Annotated in this window: 19 protein-coding genes; 1 reads left to right on the top strand and 18 read right to left on the bottom strand. The window is 38.7% G+C overall.

The genetic code is table 11. The annotated features are described in order from the left end of the window. Window positions 1–193 precede the first annotated feature (193 nt). The 7 genes from C9J37_RS04870 to C9J37_RS04840 all read right to left on the bottom strand — a co-directional run bounded on the left by C9J37_RS04870 (window position 194) and on the right by C9J37_RS04840 (window position 6,154). Window positions 194–769 carry a bifunctional adenosylcobinamide kinase/adenosylcobinamide-phosphate guanylyltransferase gene (locus tag C9J37_RS04870; RefSeq protein WP_107894485.1) on the bottom strand — a complete coding sequence of 192 codons (576 nt, stop codon included), beginning with the start codon at window positions 767–769 and terminating at the stop codon, window positions 194–196. A gap of 13 nt (window positions 770–782) precedes the next feature. Further along, window positions 783–1,391: a histidine phosphatase family protein gene (locus tag C9J37_RS04865; protein WP_107894484.1), complete on the bottom strand. Its 609-nt coding sequence runs from the start codon at window positions 1,389–1,391 to the stop codon at window positions 783–785. A gap of 5 nt (window positions 1,392–1,396) precedes the next feature. Next, entirely contained in the window at window positions 1,397–2,482 is a 1,086-nt protein-coding gene (locus tag C9J37_RS04860; RefSeq protein WP_107894483.1) for a pyridoxal phosphate-dependent aminotransferase, read from the bottom strand. Beyond that, window positions 2,469–3,425: an adenosylcobinamide-phosphate synthase CbiB gene (gene cbiB, locus C9J37_RS04855; RefSeq protein ID WP_107894482.1), complete on the bottom strand. Its 957-nt coding sequence runs from the start codon at window positions 3,423–3,425 to the stop codon at window positions 2,469–2,471. Before cbiB ends, C9J37_RS04860 begins: the two co-directional genes overlap by 14 nt. Further along, the gene (locus C9J37_RS04850; RefSeq protein ID WP_107894481.1) at window positions 3,422–4,102 is read right to left on the bottom strand and encodes an adenosylcobinamide amidohydrolase; all 681 of its coding nucleotides are present in this window, start codon (window positions 4,100–4,102) and stop codon (window positions 3,422–3,424) included. Before C9J37_RS04850 ends, cbiB begins: the two co-directional genes overlap by 4 nt. A gap of 280 nt (window positions 4,103–4,382) precedes the next feature. Then, window positions 4,383–4,565 (bottom strand): hypothetical protein, encoded by a 183-nt coding sequence (locus C9J37_RS04845; protein ID WP_024360963.1) that lies wholly within the window; start codon window positions 4,563–4,565, stop codon window positions 4,383–4,385. 230 nt (window positions 4,566–4,795) lie between these two features. Continuing rightward, window positions 4,796–6,154 (bottom strand): aspartate kinase, encoded by a 1,359-nt coding sequence (locus C9J37_RS04840; RefSeq protein ID WP_107894480.1) that lies wholly within the window; start codon window positions 6,152–6,154, stop codon window positions 4,796–4,798. Between the two features lie 1,122 nt (window positions 6,155–7,276). Between C9J37_RS04840 and C9J37_RS04835 the strand changes: the two genes are divergently transcribed. Then, window positions 7,277–8,962, top strand: coding sequence for a methyl-accepting chemotaxis protein (locus tag C9J37_RS04835; protein ID WP_107894479.1), 1,686 nt, complete (start codon window positions 7,277–7,279; stop codon window positions 8,960–8,962). Window positions 8,963–9,094: 132 nt separating this feature from the next. Here C9J37_RS04835 and C9J37_RS04830 read toward each other — a convergent pair whose 3' ends face one another. From C9J37_RS04830 to phnH, 11 genes are all read right to left on the bottom strand, one after another. Then, window positions 9,095–9,940 carry a PhnE/PtxC family ABC transporter permease gene (locus tag C9J37_RS04830; protein ID WP_107894478.1) on the bottom strand — a complete coding sequence of 282 codons (846 nt, stop codon included), beginning with the start codon at window positions 9,938–9,940 and terminating at the stop codon, window positions 9,095–9,097. Continuing rightward, window positions 9,940–10,728 carry a phosphonate ABC transporter, permease protein PhnE gene (gene phnE, locus C9J37_RS04825; RefSeq protein WP_107894477.1) on the bottom strand — a complete coding sequence of 263 codons (789 nt, stop codon included), beginning with the start codon at window positions 10,726–10,728 and terminating at the stop codon, window positions 9,940–9,942. The genes C9J37_RS04830 and phnE overlap by 1 nt, the downstream gene beginning before the upstream one ends. A 17-nt stretch (window positions 10,729–10,745) precedes the next feature. Then, window positions 10,746–11,582: a phosphonate ABC transporter ATP-binding protein gene (gene phnC / locus C9J37_RS04820; RefSeq protein ID WP_107894476.1), complete on the bottom strand. Its 837-nt coding sequence runs from the start codon at window positions 11,580–11,582 to the stop codon at window positions 10,746–10,748. Window positions 11,583–11,690: 108 nt separating this feature from the next. Beyond that, a complete protein-coding gene (locus tag C9J37_RS04815; protein ID WP_107894475.1) occupies window positions 11,691–12,731 on the bottom strand; it encodes a PhnD/SsuA/transferrin family substrate-binding protein in 1,041 nt (346 codons plus the stop codon). A 116-nt stretch (window positions 12,732–12,847) separates the two neighbouring features. Continuing rightward, window positions 12,848–13,657 (bottom strand): PHP domain-containing protein, encoded by an 810-nt coding sequence (locus C9J37_RS04810; protein WP_107894474.1) that lies wholly within the window; start codon window positions 13,655–13,657, stop codon window positions 12,848–12,850. After that, window positions 13,654–14,352, bottom strand: coding sequence for a phosphonate C-P lyase system protein PhnL (gene phnL / locus C9J37_RS04805; RefSeq protein ID WP_107894473.1), 699 nt, complete (start codon window positions 14,350–14,352; stop codon window positions 13,654–13,656). Before phnL ends, C9J37_RS04810 begins: the two co-directional genes overlap by 4 nt. 12 nt (window positions 14,353–14,364) lie before the next feature. Next, a complete protein-coding gene (phnM, locus tag C9J37_RS04800) occupies window positions 14,365–15,537 on the bottom strand; it encodes a phosphonate metabolism protein PhnM (protein WP_107894472.1) in 1,173 nt (390 codons plus the stop codon). A 12-nt stretch (window positions 15,538–15,549) separates the two neighbouring features. Beyond that, the gene (locus tag C9J37_RS04795; protein WP_407656228.1) at window positions 15,550–16,386 is read right to left on the bottom strand and encodes an ATP-binding cassette domain-containing protein; all 837 of its coding nucleotides are present in this window, start codon (window positions 16,384–16,386) and stop codon (window positions 15,550–15,552) included. Further along, window positions 16,386–17,231, bottom strand: coding sequence for an alpha-D-ribose 1-methylphosphonate 5-phosphate C-P-lyase PhnJ (locus C9J37_RS04790; RefSeq protein ID WP_107894470.1), 846 nt, complete (start codon window positions 17,229–17,231; stop codon window positions 16,386–16,388). Before C9J37_RS04790 ends, C9J37_RS04795 begins: the two co-directional genes overlap by 1 nt. Continuing rightward, on the bottom strand, window positions 17,228–18,316 hold the full coding sequence (locus C9J37_RS04785; protein ID WP_107894469.1) for a carbon-phosphorus lyase complex subunit PhnI: 1,089 nt from the start codon (window positions 18,314–18,316) through the stop codon (window positions 17,228–17,230). The genes C9J37_RS04790 and C9J37_RS04785 overlap by 4 nt, the downstream gene beginning before the upstream one ends. Continuing rightward, a complete protein-coding gene (phnH, locus tag C9J37_RS04780; RefSeq protein ID WP_107894468.1) occupies window positions 18,316–18,888 on the bottom strand; it encodes a phosphonate C-P lyase system protein PhnH in 573 nt (190 codons plus the stop codon). The genes C9J37_RS04785 and phnH overlap by 1 nt, the downstream gene beginning before the upstream one ends. Between the last annotated feature and the right edge of the window lie 10 nt (window positions 18,889–18,898).

The raw sequence follows: 18,898 nt of genomic DNA, 5'->3' as shown, positions 1-18,898 counted from the left end.
TATCTCAACCAATTTCAGTGATAAGAATATAAAAAATCTAGTAGATCAATTGCCAATAAGACATAAAAAGCAAACGTTTACAGGAGCAATCAAAATCGTTTCCCATGCTACGTGCCGTCTAGATTTTCCCGTTTACTTGTAGAGTTACATCTTTTTTTGTGGAAGTCATTAACTAAGCTTAGAAGTTGGTTCCTTATTTCCATTTCTTGACGATACCATAATTTATTTCATAGGCGTCATGTGAAATAGATACAAACCATTGATGGAGATTGCCGAGCAATTGGCGGTACAATTCCACCTCCTGATTTCCATATGGCGGTTCATCAAAAAGTTCATTAGAAACGACAAAAAGCGTCACCTTTTTGTCAAGTAACGTCAATACTGCACTTTTCATAAACCATATTTTTGACTCTAGACACCCTGGCTTTTCTACACATGGCGTTCCACTATCAAACCCTTCATAAAAGGCATTAGTCAGCCATGTCGTCACACAGTCCCAAAGTACAATATCCCCTTCATCCAACGTATTAAAGGCATCCTGTATTTGATAAGGTGCTTCAATTGTATGCCACGCAATCGCTTGTTTTAAACGATCTGCTTTGTGTCGCACTATGCGTTTTTCCATTTCAACATCCATGGCAACACCAGAAGCAATATATATCAATCGTTTGTTTATTAAATCTTTATTTTGATAGTGCAAAACAGCTTGTTGTTCGGCAAAGTGAGATTTACCGCTGCGAACCCCACCTGATATAAAAATTAGCGGCACTGTTTTCACCTCTCTATTGTAAATGTTGCGTGCTACCAATAACCTTGACGTGCCAGCTTTCTTCTGTACGCTCTACGATAGTCACGCTTGTCCCCTCTATGTGTGGCGCTGTCCATAACTGGTCAATGCCCCGCTCTAATATGGCATTGATTATACAATTAATCGTTACTCCATGTGACACAATTAAAATATGTTCATGTGGATAGCGTTGGGTAATATTTTTTAACGTATACATCGCTCGTTCTGTTACTTCGCCAAAGCTTTCGGTGTGAGTGGCGACAAATTGTGCTGGATAATGGGTATACAGCTCGTAGTCAAAACGATTACTGACCATAATATCCTCCACAGTTTTTCCTTGCCAGTTTCCTAAAAAAATTTCACGTAGATCATCCTCATAGTGAATTGCTAGCTTACGACCTACTGTTAAATAGTGTAATGTTTCTTTTGCACGACCACTTGTGCTACTATACGCTGCAGTAAAGGGAATGTTTTTCAATTGTTCACCAAGTTTTTGGGCATGTAAAATGCCGTTTTCAGACAATGGAGAATCTAACCACCCTTGCAATCGATGTTCTTTATTCCAAACTGTTTCCCCGTGTCGAACTAGATAAAAAGTTGTCACTTTTCTCACCCCTTATTTGCTTTAAACCACGTTTGTAAACAGTTATGTAAATAGGTCATCGCTGTTACATCTTTAATACCGATGCGGAACCATTCACCATTTAACCCCATAAAGTTTTTTGTATGGCGCAGGACAATTCCTTGTCCTAAACAAAAGCTGAAAAATGTATCTGGATGCTGGTTGCTCGGCAATGAAAAGCATACATAGTTTGTCACACTATTTGTTACGCGGCATCCGTGTTCGTGCAAAAAACGTTGGAGCCACGCTCTTTGATTTGTTGCATAGTCGATTGCCTGTTGACAATAATCATGCTCATCCAAACAGCCCGCACCGATAACAAGCGCAAATGCGTTAAGATTCCAATGTGACAACATTGCTTTTAGCTCTGAAACAATGATTTTGCTTGCAACTAAATAGCCGAGTCTTAATCCAGGAATGGCATACATTTTTGTCATCGATCGCACAACAATAACATGTGGATTATGCGCAACATCGCCAATTAACGAATGATCTTCACTGACCCAATCAATAAATGCCTCATCCAATACGAGTTCACAGTCTACTTCCGCTCCATAAGCTATTAAGCGGAGTAGTTCTTCTTTTTTTGGTAAGACACCTGTTGGATTATTTGGTGTACAGATATATACTGCATCTGCATAAACCATTTCTTGATAAAGTTGTGTCATTGGTAATGTATAGTTTATAACGTCATCCACAACAATTGGCACAACATTCGCCCCGGCAGCCTTTAGCGTCCGTTCGTACTCCGAAAATGTCGGATGAATCACAATAACACGTTTATTTACATAGCGTCTGGCTAACACACTAAATAACTCTGACGCCCCATTCCCTAGGACGATTGCCTGTTTTTCAATGCGATGAAAATAGGCCACCTTTGTTAAAAAAGGTTCACCATCTGGATCTGGGTAACGCTGGATTAATGGATAAAATGTGCGCCAGCGTGCCTCAACAAAAGGAGGAGGACCTGCTGCATTTACATTTTCACTAAAATCAAATACTTCTGTCGGCATTTTCAGCCCGAGCTGCTGATAGACATTTTGCGGATTTGCTCCATGATTAGGTAATTGCAAAAATTAACACCTCCATTGCTAACATAACAAGCGTAAAGAGCAGTGTAGCAATTCGCATATGAGTCACAGATGTTGCAATGTGCTCTTTCGTTAACGGTACAAGTTTTTCACCCATCGTCGCTCTATACGATGCAACACCTTGATATGTATTTTTCCCGCCGAGTTGTACGCCTAACTGTACAGCAGTTGCTGCTTCCAAATAACCGCTATTCGGACTAGGATGTTTTTTAGCATCCTGTACCCAGCGTTTTAAGCGTTTGCCAAGCGAAACAGTTGTTTCATTTTTAGTACCAAGTACCATCAACAATCCTGTTAAACGACTAGGAATAAAATTTAGGACATCATCAAGTCTTGCGGCAAACATACCAAAATCTTTGTATTTTTCATTTTTATAGCCAATCATTGAATCTAACGTGTTTACTGCCTTGTATCCCCATAAACCAATTGCCCCAAATAAAAATGCATAAAAGAGTGGCGCGGTTACACCATCACTTGTATTTTCAGATACTGTTTCTACAACACCCCGAACAATTTCATCCTCATCAAGCTGATCGGTATCTCGCCCAACAATCCACGATAATTTCACACGTGCCTCTGCAAAATCTCCTTGGACAAGAGGATCATAGACAGCAATTGCTGCTTCTTTTAAACTACGCTGTGCTAGTCCAACGCCAATTAATAACCCCTCTATTAGAATTCCAAACACGATGTTCACTTGATAACTAAGCACTACAATCACGGTTACAACAAACATGGTCGTTCCAACGACAGCAAGCGCCATGATCATCCCACGAAATTTTCGCATATTACCCTTATTCCACAAGGCGGTTTGCGCTTGAATAAGTTTGCCTATCCACCGTACTGGATGTGGCATTTTAGGAGGATCACCGACAACTAAATCAAATAATAAGCCAATGATACAGGCAATCACTAGTAAAATCATAGTGGATTCGCCTCTTTCTCTTTTTTGTATTTTTGGATGGCCTCACGCATCGTTTCATAAACACCATGCCCAATCACTTTGCCCAACATTGTTATAGGGCCTGCATATTGATGGAAATCGCCTTCTTCCGTCGATGCAATAAGTAAACTATCCGTTGACGTGCCTGTTGCTAATGTACCCGTAGTAGGGTCCGTAATATTTTCATCTATTAGTGCTTTAACCTTTGCCTCTGTCGTAGAGATCATTGCCTGGAACAGCGCCTCATCCGATAGTTTCCCATTGATTAGCACCCACGTATTAATCGTTCCAGCGTGATATTGCTCTTGTCGATGAAATGCACGTGTAATATCGACGGCATTGCCCAAGCCTGCCGTTATCATAACAACTAGATGCAAACCTTCATATGTAAATTCACGTATTGTTGCAAAACGAGCGTCTACCGCTGTCATCATCGCAACGGTTTTGTCGATGGGATAACCCGCTGATTGCAAAAAACACCGTAATTCATGATGTGGTTTTCGTTCATCATAAGTTTTGGGTACAGAGCGATTCAGTAGATGTGTATAGTAGCCAAAGCCAGGATTATGCATCGCTGACGAGACAACTTTCATCGGAGTTATTGTTTGAATCGTAACATAATTATCTACTATTTTTATATCTTCCTTACGTACAATCATCGTCTTCTTACCTCCATTATTTATTATATACCGAATTGGTTATTCACTACTCCCTTTCCAACGGGAGAACCCATATTTTGTAGTGGAGGTAAATAAAAAAACAAATTCTTACAAGAAGAATTTGTACTGTTCATTCTTTAATTATGAATACACTGCAAATTTGAACCTTCTGAATTTTTTGTATAGTACAAAATAATAACTTCATCGTATTGAAATTATTTATTTCTTTGAAATTGTATCATAACTTTGATGTTTGCAACATTCATTTTAGTTAATTTTCTTATTGCCTTTGCTTTAAATTTTTAAATCGAATAATTGAACCGGCTATAATAAAAACCCAACCAATCCCAACATATATAATTTTCATGGATTTCGTCGATGCTGGTAAAATGTCCATAATAGTTAAACAGACAACTAAAATACCGATAACTGACAAAATCATGCCCATTGAAAAACTCTTCAATCTATTACGACCTCCTATCTATGTACGAACTCGATTTTACAGCATTACTGTATAAAAGAAAACTCTATTCCTTCTAGTAGTGTTTGATTTTTTGGAGGCATTCATACATCCAGGTAACTTATAAAATGAAAGAGCTGCCTTATAAGCAATGAATTCATTGCTTATAAGGCAGCTCCGTTTTATTTTTAGATAATTTTATTGTTTTCATAAAACTATCGTATTGGGTTTACTTATGCTTGCACTTGTGCAAAGAATTCTCCATATAGTGCTTGTAAAATTCGATTTTCATACTCTTGTAGAACACCAAATACAAGACTTACTTCAGACGAGCCTTGATTAATCATTTCAATATTAGCTCCAGTTTTAGATATGGCTGTTGCTGCACGTGCTGCAAGACCAGTGTTATTACGCATCCCTTCCCCAACAATCACAATCATTGAGAATCCATGACGCATTTGGACATCATCTGCCTGCAATTCATTTTTCACACGCGTTAATATACGCGCTTCATTTTCTGGTGTTAGTTGGTTGGATCGCATAATCACCGAAATATCATCTAAACCAGACGGAGTATGTTCATATGAAATATTTTCATCTTCTAAAATTTGTAGAAGCTTACGACCGAACCCTACTTCACGGTTCATTAAATATTTAGACACATATAACGTTGAAAAGCCGCTGTCTGCCGAGATACCTGTAACCGGACGACCTGTAGCAGGACGACTCGGTACAATTCGAGTACCTGGGGCTGAAGGATTATTTGTATTTTTTATGTTAACTGGCACCCCAATCTTATAGACAGGCATTAATGCTTCATCATGGAAGACAGAAAAGCCCGCATAGGATAATTCGCGCATTTCGCGATACGTTATTTCTTTAATTTCCACTGGATCATTCACGACTTTCGGATTTGCGGAAAATACACAATCAACATCCGTAAAGTTTTCATAAAGCTCCGCTTCAACAGCAGCTGCTAAAATAGAGCCTGTAATATCCGAGCCTCCGCGATCAAACGTACGCAATATGCCCGCTTTAGTGTAACCGAAGAAACCTGGGAAAACAATAATTTCTTTTGTATCTTTTAATGGCGCTAAATTTGTATATGCTTCAGGTAAGGCAAACGTACGCTCAGGTAAATCGTTGACGACCAAACCTTCTTTTGGACTTACATAGCGTGCTGGCATACCGATAGAGTTAAAATATGCTGCAATAAGCTTGGCATTGTTATCTTCTCCTGCCGCTTTTAAGCTATCAATAAATAATTCTTCATTGGAAGTATCACCTTGCACACGTTCGCGCAAGTCCTCTGTAATAACGTCACAAATCGTATCATCTAGCTGTAATCCGTCAGCAATAGACTTGTAACGATTAACGACTGTTTGTAGTTTTTCTTCTATATTTTCATTTTGTAATGCCGCATGAGCTAAGTCAATTAGTAAATCTGTTACTTTTATATCATCACCAGAACGTTTTCCTGGTGCTGAAACGGCTACGATTTTGCGTGCCGGATTAGATTTTACAATGTTTGCTACTTTTTGAATTTGTTCTGCACTTGCTACAGATGTTCCACCAAATTTACATACGATCATATCTATCAAATCCTAACTTTTTAAAATAATGTATTCCTCCAAAAAACAATTGAATGTACACAGTGTACAAATTATCGTTCTCTACGTCAATACAATTTAAAAAATTCACGCAATTCGTCGATAGAAAAATGGACAATTTTCGCACTGTTTGATTTATTATACGGATTTCATATGAATTAGTTAAGGTTTTTATAAATTTTTTTCGCATATGTCACATAATCGTGTAAATTTTCGTTTGAACTAGCTTAAATTAGCTATTTGATCGTGGCGATTACGATTGTTTATGAAAAGACGAGCTTCAAGTGAGCTCGTCTCCTTCATCTAATGGCATCCAACAGCTTTCTATCATACGTTGCTAGCTGAAAACTGTTTTCTTTTATGACTAATGAAGAGAGCGCTTACTGTCATTATGATATGCTACAATCATCATTATGTCTGTGCTATTTGATAATGAATTTGTTAGCAACGATTAAAAAATGCCACCTTATATAAGATGGCATTTTTATTTGTGCGCTTACCATTTAGTCCATTGGGTTAATACCTTTCTGGTTCCTTTTGGACTGTCTGGAAATGCAGAAGCTTTTGTCTTTCTTCTATATAATAAAGCAAACGCTTACTTCTTTATTATTTTACGTAAAATAGCTGCCTTTTTGGATAGATTCAATACGCTTTGCTGATTTATTGATGTGTGACAAAAGATTAGTAACTCGAATTTACGGACTACTCGCTTTATGTTTATATGAAAAAGCAAAAATCTACCACATAGTTCTCGCTAATCACCACATGTGATGTTAAAATAAACTAATATTTAGCAATAACAGATTCATTATCCTTAAATAATGTAAGATGCAAATCAGGTTACTTTATTGATAAAGCCAGTGAAGTACATAACTGCTTTTCTCTTATTCTATTTTAGTACTGAAAAAGAATATCAAACTGTTAAGCCATATAGTTTGATAAAGGACACTACAAGTAGATGAATACTTATTGCAAAAGATAATAGTTATAAAAGCAAGATGTTAATACCCCATTTGGTGTTAGTCGACCCTATCACTATTTATCTCTATCACTTTTTGCTTTCTTAAAGCAAAGTTAATTTATCGAAATAGATGGAGGATTTGTATGCGTATTAAGACAAGACTTATTCTTGTTACTTCAATTTTTGTGTTGTCAATCATGGCCGTAGGTGGATTTGGGACATGGTCTTTATCGAAGATTGTCTCACAAAATAATGAGGTAAATAATCTGATGGAAATTAAAACAATCACCAAGCAAATTCAATATCGGCTTGCCGGTCTTTCAAATGATGAGCGAGCATTACTATTAACTAATGATCCAACATTTGTATCACAAATGGAGGAAAAATCAAACGATATCATAAACCAATTTAATCAATTATATGCCTTTTCCATCATATCCTCAGAGCAACAGACCATTGATGACATTAAGGAAAATTACGAAAAATATTGGAATCAAGTTCAATTAGTTATTCACAATCATACGATTGACCCTAAGAAAGCTGCTGACATTCATTTTGGAGAAGAACGAAGAATACGGAAAGAAGTACTTGACCCTTCGTTTGAACGTTTTATTGCACAAATAGATCAACATACAGAAGTAGCAAGCGCTAGCTTAAAATCGCAGTCTAAAATGAGCCAAGCACTTCTACTCGGGGTTGCCATAGTTGCCACAGTATCTGGAATCATATTAGGCGTTTTACTTTACCAATCCATTTTAAAACCATTGCGCCAACTAAACATTCAGATGAACGATATCGCGCAAGGAAACGGCGATTTAACTAAAACGATCCAGGTAAAAAACAAAGATGAATTAGGGGAAGTAGCTGCTTCATTTAACCACTTCATTTCTTCATTAAAACAGATGATGACACAAATTAGCTCTTCATCCGAGCGAGTAGCAGCGTCTTCCGAAGAGTTTTCTGCGAGTGCGGAACAATCAAAACGATCTTCGCATCAAATTACGGAAAATATACAAGATGTCTCGACGAGTATGGATAGCCAAGCGAACATTTTACACGAAAGCACTATTGCCATCGTGCAAGCATTGCAAAGTTTAGAAAGTATGACACATTATACAGCTGATGTTTCAGAAGATACGAATGAAGTTAGTATACAGGCGGATCAAGGAGAAAAATCCGTTAAAGAAATTGTTTCGTCCATGGAGGCCATTGCACAATCGGTAGACGAAACAGATAAAAATATCAATTCACTTGCTGAAGATGCTGTCAAAATTGGTGAAATCACAACATTGATAAATGACATTGCCAATCAAACAAATCTTCTTGCCTTAAATGCGGCCATTGAAGCTGCACGTGCAGGAGAGCATGGAAAAGGATTTGCCGTAGTTGCAGAAGAAGTACGGAAATTAGCTGAACAATCCAGTGGCTCGACAAATCAAATCAAAGCACTCATTACACGTATTCAAGAGACAACCAATGAAACCGTTCAAACGATACAAAAAGTGAAAACAAATGTCGGAAGTGGGGTTCAATTAACCTCTACTACTTCCGTACAATTTCAAGATATTAGGCAATCCATTGCCCATGTCACTGGTAAAGTACAAGAAATAGCTGCCACAACAGAACAACTAACAGCCGATTTTACAACGGTTACCCAACAATATGAAATCGTTTCTTCACTCTTTAAGGAAAATTCCGAAAGTACACACGAAGTGGTCGCTGCAACAGAAGAACAGTTAGCTTCTATGGAAGAAATTCAAAGCGTTGCGCACACATTAACGAGCATTTCGGATGCGCTTAATCAGATGGTACGTAGCTTTAAAATCTAAATGACAAATAACACCCTAATTGATGTATGAAATAACCATCATTAGGGTGTTGTTTTTATTATCGTTCGTTTCTTTTAGGATTAGAACTTGCCTACAGTGTGTTCGAAGTCAAATCTTCTTCTGCATCTCATTTTATGATTTCGCCATTAATTTTCTTTTAATACGAAGGGATACAAGCTCTAAGATGATGGCGACAATAAGAGCACAATACGTAATCATCCCTACTTCGTGTAAATCGTAGTAAAAACTAGAAGCCATAAATAACTCAAAGCCAATACCACCTGCCGCCGCCGCTGCACCCATCGCCACTGCCACACCATAGTTCGTTTCAAACCGTAAGAAAATCCACGACACCATATAGGACGAAGACTGCGGTACGACAGCGTGCCATACAATATGCCACCAATTCGCTCCTGACGCCCGCAATGCTTCTATAGTACCTTCTTCTAACTCCTCAAATGATTCAGCAAATGCCTTTGTTAAGTAAGCAATGGTATGCAGCATCATCCCAAGTACACAAGCAATTGCACCAAGACCTGCAACAATCGCAAAGATTAACACCCACAGGACTGTAGGTACAGCTCTAATAAATGAGTTAAAGGCAATTATCCCATTTGACACCATTGAAGGCGCTAAGTTTTTTGCGCTAAAAATAGCAAGGAAAAAGGAGAGTACTGCTCCTAAAATCGTTGCTAAAAAAGCTAATGCAAGTGTCATACTAATTTGCTTTAACGCTGTAGCAAATGTAATTTGATGAAAGGCTGGTTCTAAAAACATCATCTTTAAATTACCTAGCGTTAATGAAATGGCTGTTGACCATGTAATGGTCCCATAATCAAGGAAAAATGGTCCAATCAGTGTAAACAACAGTAGTGCCCATAGTACAAGACGCATGACGATATTCGCCTTTGTCATATTAGTGATTTGAATTCGACCATTTCTTACTTTGACATTTGTCTCTAAAGGTGACACGTGCATTAAGAAATCACCTTCCTTACTTTGTTTGATGTAAATTCAATAATAAACACAACGGCGATAATCATAATGGTAATAAGCCCTAGCATATTATAATCCAGTTTTTTATAGTAAAGATCAAATAGATAACCAATACCTGTACCTGTTAATAATCCAACTAATGTCGCACTTCGAATATTGGTTTCAATCATATAAAATATCCAACTAAGCATCTGAGGCATCGTATCTGGTAATACGCCTTTACATACCATTTGAAAATATGTAGCACCTGTAGCCATTAGCGCCTCTACTCCGTCTGAACTTGCCTCATCAATTGTTTCAATAAACATCCGAACTAAAAAGCCAAACGTCGAGAAAAATAGAGCGAAATAGCCCGTTACAACATTATGTCCAAATGAAATAACAAGAACAAGCGCCCATGCGATTACTGGAACATTACGAAAAATGGATGCCATGAACCTTGCTACAAAGCCGAAGAAACGATTGAATTGTGTCGTTTGCGCCCCTAATATTGCAAAAAGCAAAGCAAATACTGCTGCTGTAGTAGAGGCTATGACGGATAAAATAATCGTCTCCCAAAGGCGTTTTAATACTTTTGGGATATTTTCTATTGTTTCAGCTGAAGGAACTAAATTATTAATCATCCATGCAAGTGTACTTGGAATCGCAAATAAACCTTCTATTATATTAAACTTTGTAATGGCTGCTGAGCCGTACGTTAATACAATCAGAACAATCATTACACCTGTCATTCGCCACTTTTTCCTACGTAAAATATTCGCCTCTGTCATCATACCCTCCGAACCTTTTATTCCGTAATTAATTCATCTACGCTTGTTCCATAAATGTTACGTATAGCAAGCTGGTTTAACTGCTTCGGGATATCATCAAATACTTTCTCCCCTTTACGTAATCCGATAATTCGATCAGAATAACGCATGGCAACGTCGACTTGATGTAAATTCACTAACACAGTAATGCCCATAGACTGTGAAATTTCCTTTAAGTGATCCATAATGACCTTCGATGAATTGGGATCAAGGGATGCGATAGGCTCATCACATAACAATAACTTTGGCTCTTGCACTAATGCCCTTGCTATTCCTACTCGTTGCTTTTGACCACCACTTAACTGGTCACAACGTTTATAAATTTGATCCTTCATATCCAGCTTTTCTAATATCGATAATGCAAGTCGTTTCTCCTCTTCTGTATAAATACTTAGGACACCTTGCATCGTGGATTTATAACCAAACCGACCATGCAACACATTTTCAAATACAGTCAGGCGAGAAACTAAGTTATAATGTTGAAAAATCATGCCCATTTTCGCACGTTGCTGCCGCATTGCTCTTTTATTGATAGACGTAATATCTTGCTGATCAAAAATGATTTTTCCATTGGACGGTTCAATCATTCGATTAATGCAGCGCAGTAATGTCGATTTCCCTGCACCCGATTGACCTATAATGGATACAAACTCGCCTTCTTGCAAGGAAAGATTGATATCATTTAACACCATGGACTTATGGTCATAGCTTTTAGCAATGTTAGTTAGCTGCAAAATCGTGTTTGTTTGCTCTCTTTCTGGAGCAATAGTAAATGCTGACTGCAGGGGCTGTCTTTCCAATACAATAGTAGTCATTATCCTCTCTCCTTGTATCGTCATTTTATAAAGCTTATAGCATGGAAAATCTCTGAAACTTTTTTTGAAAAAGGCTTCTATCTTTAAAGATAAAAGCCCTGTACAGTATTATTTTGATAGCTCGCGAATTGGATTAAACCAGGCGTCGTCCACATCTAAGAAACGCTCGTCCGCAGCCCTATAGAATAATCCCGAATCGCCGGAATCTTTTGGTACAAAAATACTTTTGTTATTGGTTGTTTCATCTGAAATTAACAGTTCTTTTAATGTCTTAATAGCTTCTTCGCTTAATACCGACGTATTGACTACGAATGGAGCGTTAAGCACTGGTGTTACCTGTATCAGCACAAACTCTTTTCCTGTTAAGGTGTTAAACGGTGCTGCAGCATTATCTTTTACCTTATAAACTGCTCCTGGTGTACTTGCTTTTCCTTCCACTAGCTCAACATAAGCCTCCACACATGTATCACAAAATGCTGCGATATCAGAGCGCTCCATCAACATATTGACAGCTGACCCTTGGTGAGAATCTCCAAATAACACTTCAGGATATACTTCATTGCCTTCCATTAAAGCTTCTTCTGTTAAATTTTTATTGCTAAAGTGGGAAATAATTGAACTGGTTGGTACTTTGAAACCTGATGTTGAAGAGGCAGAGACGAAGGAAATCGTTTTGCCTTCCGTTGCATCTAACGTATATTGACCATTCTTTTGATATTGTTGTGCCTTATCCTTTGGAACAGCTAGCCAGCTATAATAGACCGCATCGTCTAACGTACCAGACTCTCCTGATGGTACAACTAAAGGCTCGACATCTTTACTTTTGTCCTTTGCTTCGATATAGCCTTGTGCGCCCATAAAAGCAATATGCGCATTGCCATTGGCAATTGATTCAATCGCAATCGCATAATCTGTCGTTAATTTATGTTCTACTTTACGCCCTGTTGCCTTTTCAAAAATGGCACCAAAAGCATCACGAGAAGGAGCCATTTCAGAACCTGATTCATTTGGATACCAGACCATTACAAGTGGTTCATCTGATTTTGCATTGGCTTTCTTTGTTTCACTTGTTCCATTTTCCGAACTACAAGCAGCTAAAAAAAGTACAGTTAACATGCCCATCAAAATTGATAACCATCGTTTGTTCATTATTCTTCTCCTTTTTCACTTCAGTTTTTGTAGTTTTGCTCTACATGCCCCATTTAATCATCTCGGCAAGCGCTTGAAAATAGCTCCGCATTTTTCTTAATAAAATTTTACATTGACTAAATAAAAACGGCAGTTTGTAAATTGGATAATGTATATTGCCCTAATTGTACAGGTGCACCATAACGACCATGATAATCTGATCCACCTGTTGTGATTAAATGATATTTTTGAGCTAATTGTTGCACCTGTTCCATATGCACAGGTGTGTGATCAGGATGAAGTAACTCGATTCCATCAAGCCCTTCTTGCACAAGCTCCTCCGTGATATCGAAAGAGTCTAACTGACCAGGGTGGGCAACGACAGCGACTCCTCCATCAGCATGAATGGCTTGCAAGGCATCAAATGCATCAACATAAACAATATCCCCTGCTGCTACTCCTGTTTTAAATAATGAGCGATACAATGTTTGATAGTATTTTGAACTATATGCCTCTTCTGTCAACGCATTCATAATATGCTGTTTATATAATGTACCGCTTTCGCGAGCAAAGGCGAGTGCCTGCTTTGCATCGAGCGGGAACCCCGCCTCCTGTATGCGCGCTAATTGCCATAATGAATGGGCGTGCCGGCGAGCAAGTAGTGGTGTACAAAGTGCTTGAATATGTGGACATTGACCTTGAAAACCATAGCCAAGCATATGGACTTTTCGCTGACGCTTAAAGTCATAGGCCGATATTTCAACACCAGCAATAAATTCGATATTGAATTGTGCCCCAAGCTTACGCCCCTCCGCATGGTGAGCTGTTGTATCATGGTCAACAACGCCTAGATGTGTGATACCTGCTGCCTTCGCTTGCTGAAATAATTGCATCAAAGTTTCACTACCATCGGAATAACGACTATGTGTATGCAAATCAATTTTCACGCTAACACTTCCTTGTCGCTAATTTTCATCATTGTAAAAACATCATCGCACAGGCCTTCCATAAACTCTAAATCATGAAAAATACCAATTAAAGTGGTTCCTTGTGCTTTTAGTTTTTCGATGGATTCCCTTACCTTAACTTTCGAGGCTTGATCTAAGCTAGCAGTAGGTTCATCTAAAAGAAGGAGGCGTGGCTCTTTCACGATCGCACAAGCAATATTTAAACGAAGTTTCTCTCCGCCCGAAAAATTATTTGGATAACTATTCCATAATTTTTCCTCCAAATCAAAATGACGTAATGCTTGCTTTGCTCGGGCAATAGCTTCTTGTTGTTCTACCCCTACATCTAGTAGAGATTGTGTCACCAGTTCTAATGCTGTCGTTCGAGGCATGACGTTTAAAAATTGCGACACATAACCAATTTCATGTTTTCGCAAATAAACAATTTGTCGAGTCGTCGCTTGTAATAAATCAATCTCACCATAGGCATCTGAATGGAATATAATGTTTCCAGCTTGCGGCATATAAGTGCGATAAATACTTTTTAAGATGGTCGATTTGCCACTGCCACTTTTACCGACAATCCCTAAAAAGCCCCCCTCCTTCACATGCAATGATATATTTTCAAGTGCTGGAAAAGTCTTTTGTAAATGATGAATCGTAAAAGATTTCTGCAAATTGTGTATAGTTAACATCGTTTCCCCCCCTTAGCGATAATTGGTTTGCATAATAATGTTGCCATCAACCATGGTCGTTGTGACAACTGGATAGCCGTCTTCCATCTGTTCAATAATTAATATATCTGCCTTTTTACCAACCTCAATTGAGCCAATTTCGTGATCAAGATTTACTGCACGTGCAGGATTAATCGTCACAAGTTGGAATAAACGATGTAAATCTTCATCATATTGTTTCGATAATTCGAAAATCCCGTGTAACATAGCAGGAGGATAATAATCACTACAAATAATATCGATTACTTGTGCTTGAATCGCCTCACTGGCGCTTAAATTCCCTGAATGGGAGCCACCATTTAAAATATTGGGTGCACCAGCAATCGTTTGCATCCCCATCTTCTTTGCTTCTTTTGCCACATCGAGTGTAATCGGAAACTCACTGATTGTCGTGCCATACGATTGAACAAGTTGAAGCTTTGCTACATCATCGTCATCATGTGAAGCAACCGCAATGTTATGCTCAATGGCTAGTCGACTTAGTCGTTCAATATCATCGAAAGTCATTTTCGCCTTATCAACTTGATTTTGAATTAATACATTGGCTTCCTGATCTGACATGGAACGATAGCCGCGCATAATATTTTTATAGATTTCAAGATTTCGATATTGTCCCTGACCTGGTGTATGATCCATAAATGATAGCAAATGCACTTTGCCATCTTTAATATTGCGCTCTAAGTTCGGTATTTGATCGATGGAATCAATTTCAAAGCGAGCATGTAAACGATGTCGTATTAAATGTGGCTCTTCGTGTGACGCGTAAATAGCATCAACACATTTTTGAACATTTTCAGGATTACGAATTGCTTTATGTGAGTATTTATCATCCCCGTAATAGGATAAGGAATGAAAAATTGTTGTAATGCCATGCGTCATTAAAATGCGTTCGCTCTCGCGTAAACCAATGTTCATGCTCATTACTGAGGTTGGACGAGGGCTGACAATCGTCTCAATATAATCCGAATGAATATCGACAAAACCTGGTGACACATAGCCACCTTTAGCATCTAAAACCTCTATACCATGTAAATCAATGTCCGCTTCATGGACAATCCCATTAATTAAATTGTCCTCCACTAATACAATGTGGTTTTTTAAAAATTGCTGTTCTGTCACAATAACGCCATTTATAATCGCAAGCATCCATTTACCTCCTTACAGTAATGAGTAAACTAGTTGTTGTGTATATTCGTGCTGTGGATCCTCCAACACCTGATCTGTTAACCCATGTTCAATAATTTCCCCATTCAGCATGACAATTGTACGGTCAGCAAGCATACGAATAACGGCCAAATCATGTGATACAACAATCATTGAAATATTTAACTCACGTTGTATCGATTTAATTAAATCTAAAACATCTGCTTGTACAGACAAGTCTAATCCTGTCGTTACTTCATCTAGAAGTAGAATAGGCGGGTTATTGGACATGGCCTTCGCAATTTGAACCCGTTGCTGCATCCCACCTGAAAAGTTTTTCGGTGCTTCTTTACTTCGATGGACAGGAATTTTAACATGTTGTAGAAGCGATAGGCTTCGCTCTTCCATCTGACGAACATGACGATTACCCGCTGCAATTTGCTTTTCTGCAATATTACTCATGGATGAAAAGTCCATTTTCAGTCCAAGCATCGGATTTTGATAGACCATACCTAAAATCGTATTTCGTATATGACGCTTCATTTGGCTCGATTCAGTAAAAATATTGTTGTGCCCATTTTCATAATCTACTAAATAGCCTTCTCCTGATGTCACCGTCTCATCAAAGTAAAGACTTTTCATCAATGTCGATTTACCACTGCCACTCTCACCGACAATTCCTAAAATTTCTCCTCGATATAAATCGAACGATACACTTCGACATGCATAAACAGTTTTACAGACAGGGCAAAAATTTTTTTCTAGCTTCATGTCTTCGTGCTGACAATGCGTACAACCATCACCGTACTGCTTGGATAACTGTCGAATCGATAATACCGGTTGTTCTTGCATCATTTTGCTGCCACCTTTTGTTGTAATATTTCTTGCATATAACTTGTATCATTACAAACATAGTAAGTTTCACCCGTAACTTCATCTGTCAGCTCATCAAGAAAAACATCTGACAGACCTGTTTCTCGGCACACCTTTCCTTCAAATTGCTCGACAACAAACGGATAGTCTTCAAATGCAAGGGACTCCACATTTGTATACGGCGGTACTGCGTAAATTTTTTTCTCACGTCCCGCACCAAAAAGTATAAGCGCATCACTTTGATGTATTTTTGGGTTATCAAACCGTGGAATCGGACTAGGATTCATAACGTAGCGTCCATTGACTAATACTGGATAATCCGCCCCTTGAGAAGTCTGGTTATAGCGCATAATTTGTTCAAACAACATTAAATAAGCACCGCTATATTCTTTTTCTGCATGATAACGTTTTGTTTTAAATTCACTCCGTTCAATGTCCCGCAACGGCTCTGGCTCTGGAACTTGTAGCACTAATACTTGATCTGCACGCAATGGCACTTCAGGAATGCGATGGCGTGATTGTACAAGCGTGGCATCTTGCGTACGAGTCGTTGTTTGAACACCCGTTGTTTTGGTCACAAGCTTTTTTATATTAACCGCATTGACGGAGTCATCCGAACCTTGGTCAATAACTTTCAATACATCATTTTTACCAATTAATGCGAGTGTCACCTGCAAGCCCCCTGTTCCCCAACCGCGGGCAATTGGCAACTCACGCGAGGCGAATGGCACTTGATAGCCAGGAATAGCTATTCCTTTCAAAATTGCTCGTCGGATTTCACGCTTTGACTGTTCGTCTAACAAAGCAAATGGTACTGCGCTCATTGGTTCCCCTCCTTTTTTATACTGCGCATTTGTTCTAACTTCGCTTGGAATGTGACATAATGCGGCATTTTCAAGTGTGAGATAAATCCTGTAGATTCAATCATATCCACGTGAAGTAGTACAAATTCTTCATCATGGATAGGAGAATCGCCTCCTACTTCTAGTGCATGATCTACGATAGACATCGCAATGGCTTTTGTTTCGTTTTGTCCAAAACATGCACCATAGCCAACATCGAATTCCAACACTTGTTGTCCATCGTCATCAACATCGACAGGAATAAACGACTCTACTTCCGTTAGTTTAATGGCGCCAATATAGTAAGGGTCCATATCGTCGTCTTCTAATGCAACATAAATTGGTTGCCAACCTACCCGTACCTCCCCAACATTTGGATGGGATGCACCGTATCCGCGAAGACCTGCATAGCCAAGAGATGTAATCGTCCCAGTTTGTCCCCTTGTTAATGTTTGCAAACGTTGAGAACGATTTGTTGGAAACGTTAGGGCTTGCTTCGTCACATCTTTAGGTTCTTGATTATTTAATGAGAATTTTCTTATTAAACCTTCATCGCGTAAATAATCCATTACTTTTGGTAGCTGCTCTAATGCAAGATTGCTTTCTTCAGGTTTATTTATTTGTTCAAATGCCGCCTTTTTTAGCTCAACATCTGCTACGGTTTCCTCCAGCAAATCAAAGTCCAATAAGCGGTGTAAATAATCGTGTGAAGCCCCTAAAATTTGCCCTCCCGGAATATCTTTGAAACTAGCCGATATGCGTCGTAGGACAAACATTTCTCTCGCATTCGTTACAGTTGAATAATACATGCGTGGCAACGTGGAGCGGTGAGCACGTAATAAAAATACAGCCTCCTCTGCATTGCCCTCGCTTTGTTTCATCGCTAAAGAGGCTAAACGTTCACTATATAAACTACTTTCCGACATGACTTGATCTAAAAAGCCTCGCATTGTGGACTGTAATGTATGCACTGAAATATGTGCGCCTCGCTTCACGCGCTCATACTGCAAATGCTCTAAAGATGCTTCAATCGCCTCGGCGCCACCACGAACTGCTACATACGCCATTAGCTTTTCACCTCTTCCAACTTCGTTGTGCGTGGTAAAGCGAGCACCTTACCATTTTCATCTATTAAAATCAAATCGACTCCTAGCGGAAACTCTCGATTTCGAATTGCACGCAACGCCAAAATATCAGGAGATAATCCCAGTTCCACTAGTTCTTTATGCAAAATACCAGGCCCTGTTAATTGATAGACAACCTCGTTTGACTGCTGTGGCAATTCCATAACGATTGTAGCGGATTGCTGTGGATCAATTAAATTTCCTATTTTCACTACTTCTAACACTTTCAATATTTGCTCTTTGTTAGCATTTGCAGGCACAATGATAAAATCCGCTTCATGGTAATCTTTCACTTTTGCGCCTGTCCATTGACGTAGTTCTTGGTGAAGTCGCTTCGAATCATCCACTGCTTGAAAGCTGATTTCTCCATCGAACAATGTCATTAAAACAGATAATGTTTGAGGATATAGCCCATCGATGGAATGCAAAGTTTGTAACGTTCCTTTACTGCCTGGTCGAGCAAAACAATCCATTAATGTACGAAATGTCAGTTGCGTAAAGTGTACCGTTTCCATTTTCCCTACC

This window comes from Lysinibacillus mangiferihumi, from assembly GCF_003049665.1.
In the GTDB taxonomy this organism is placed as follows: Bacteria; Bacillota; Bacilli; order Bacillales_A; family Planococcaceae; genus Lysinibacillus; species Lysinibacillus mangiferihumi.
This window is presented reverse-complemented; position numbering and strand designations above follow the sequence as displayed.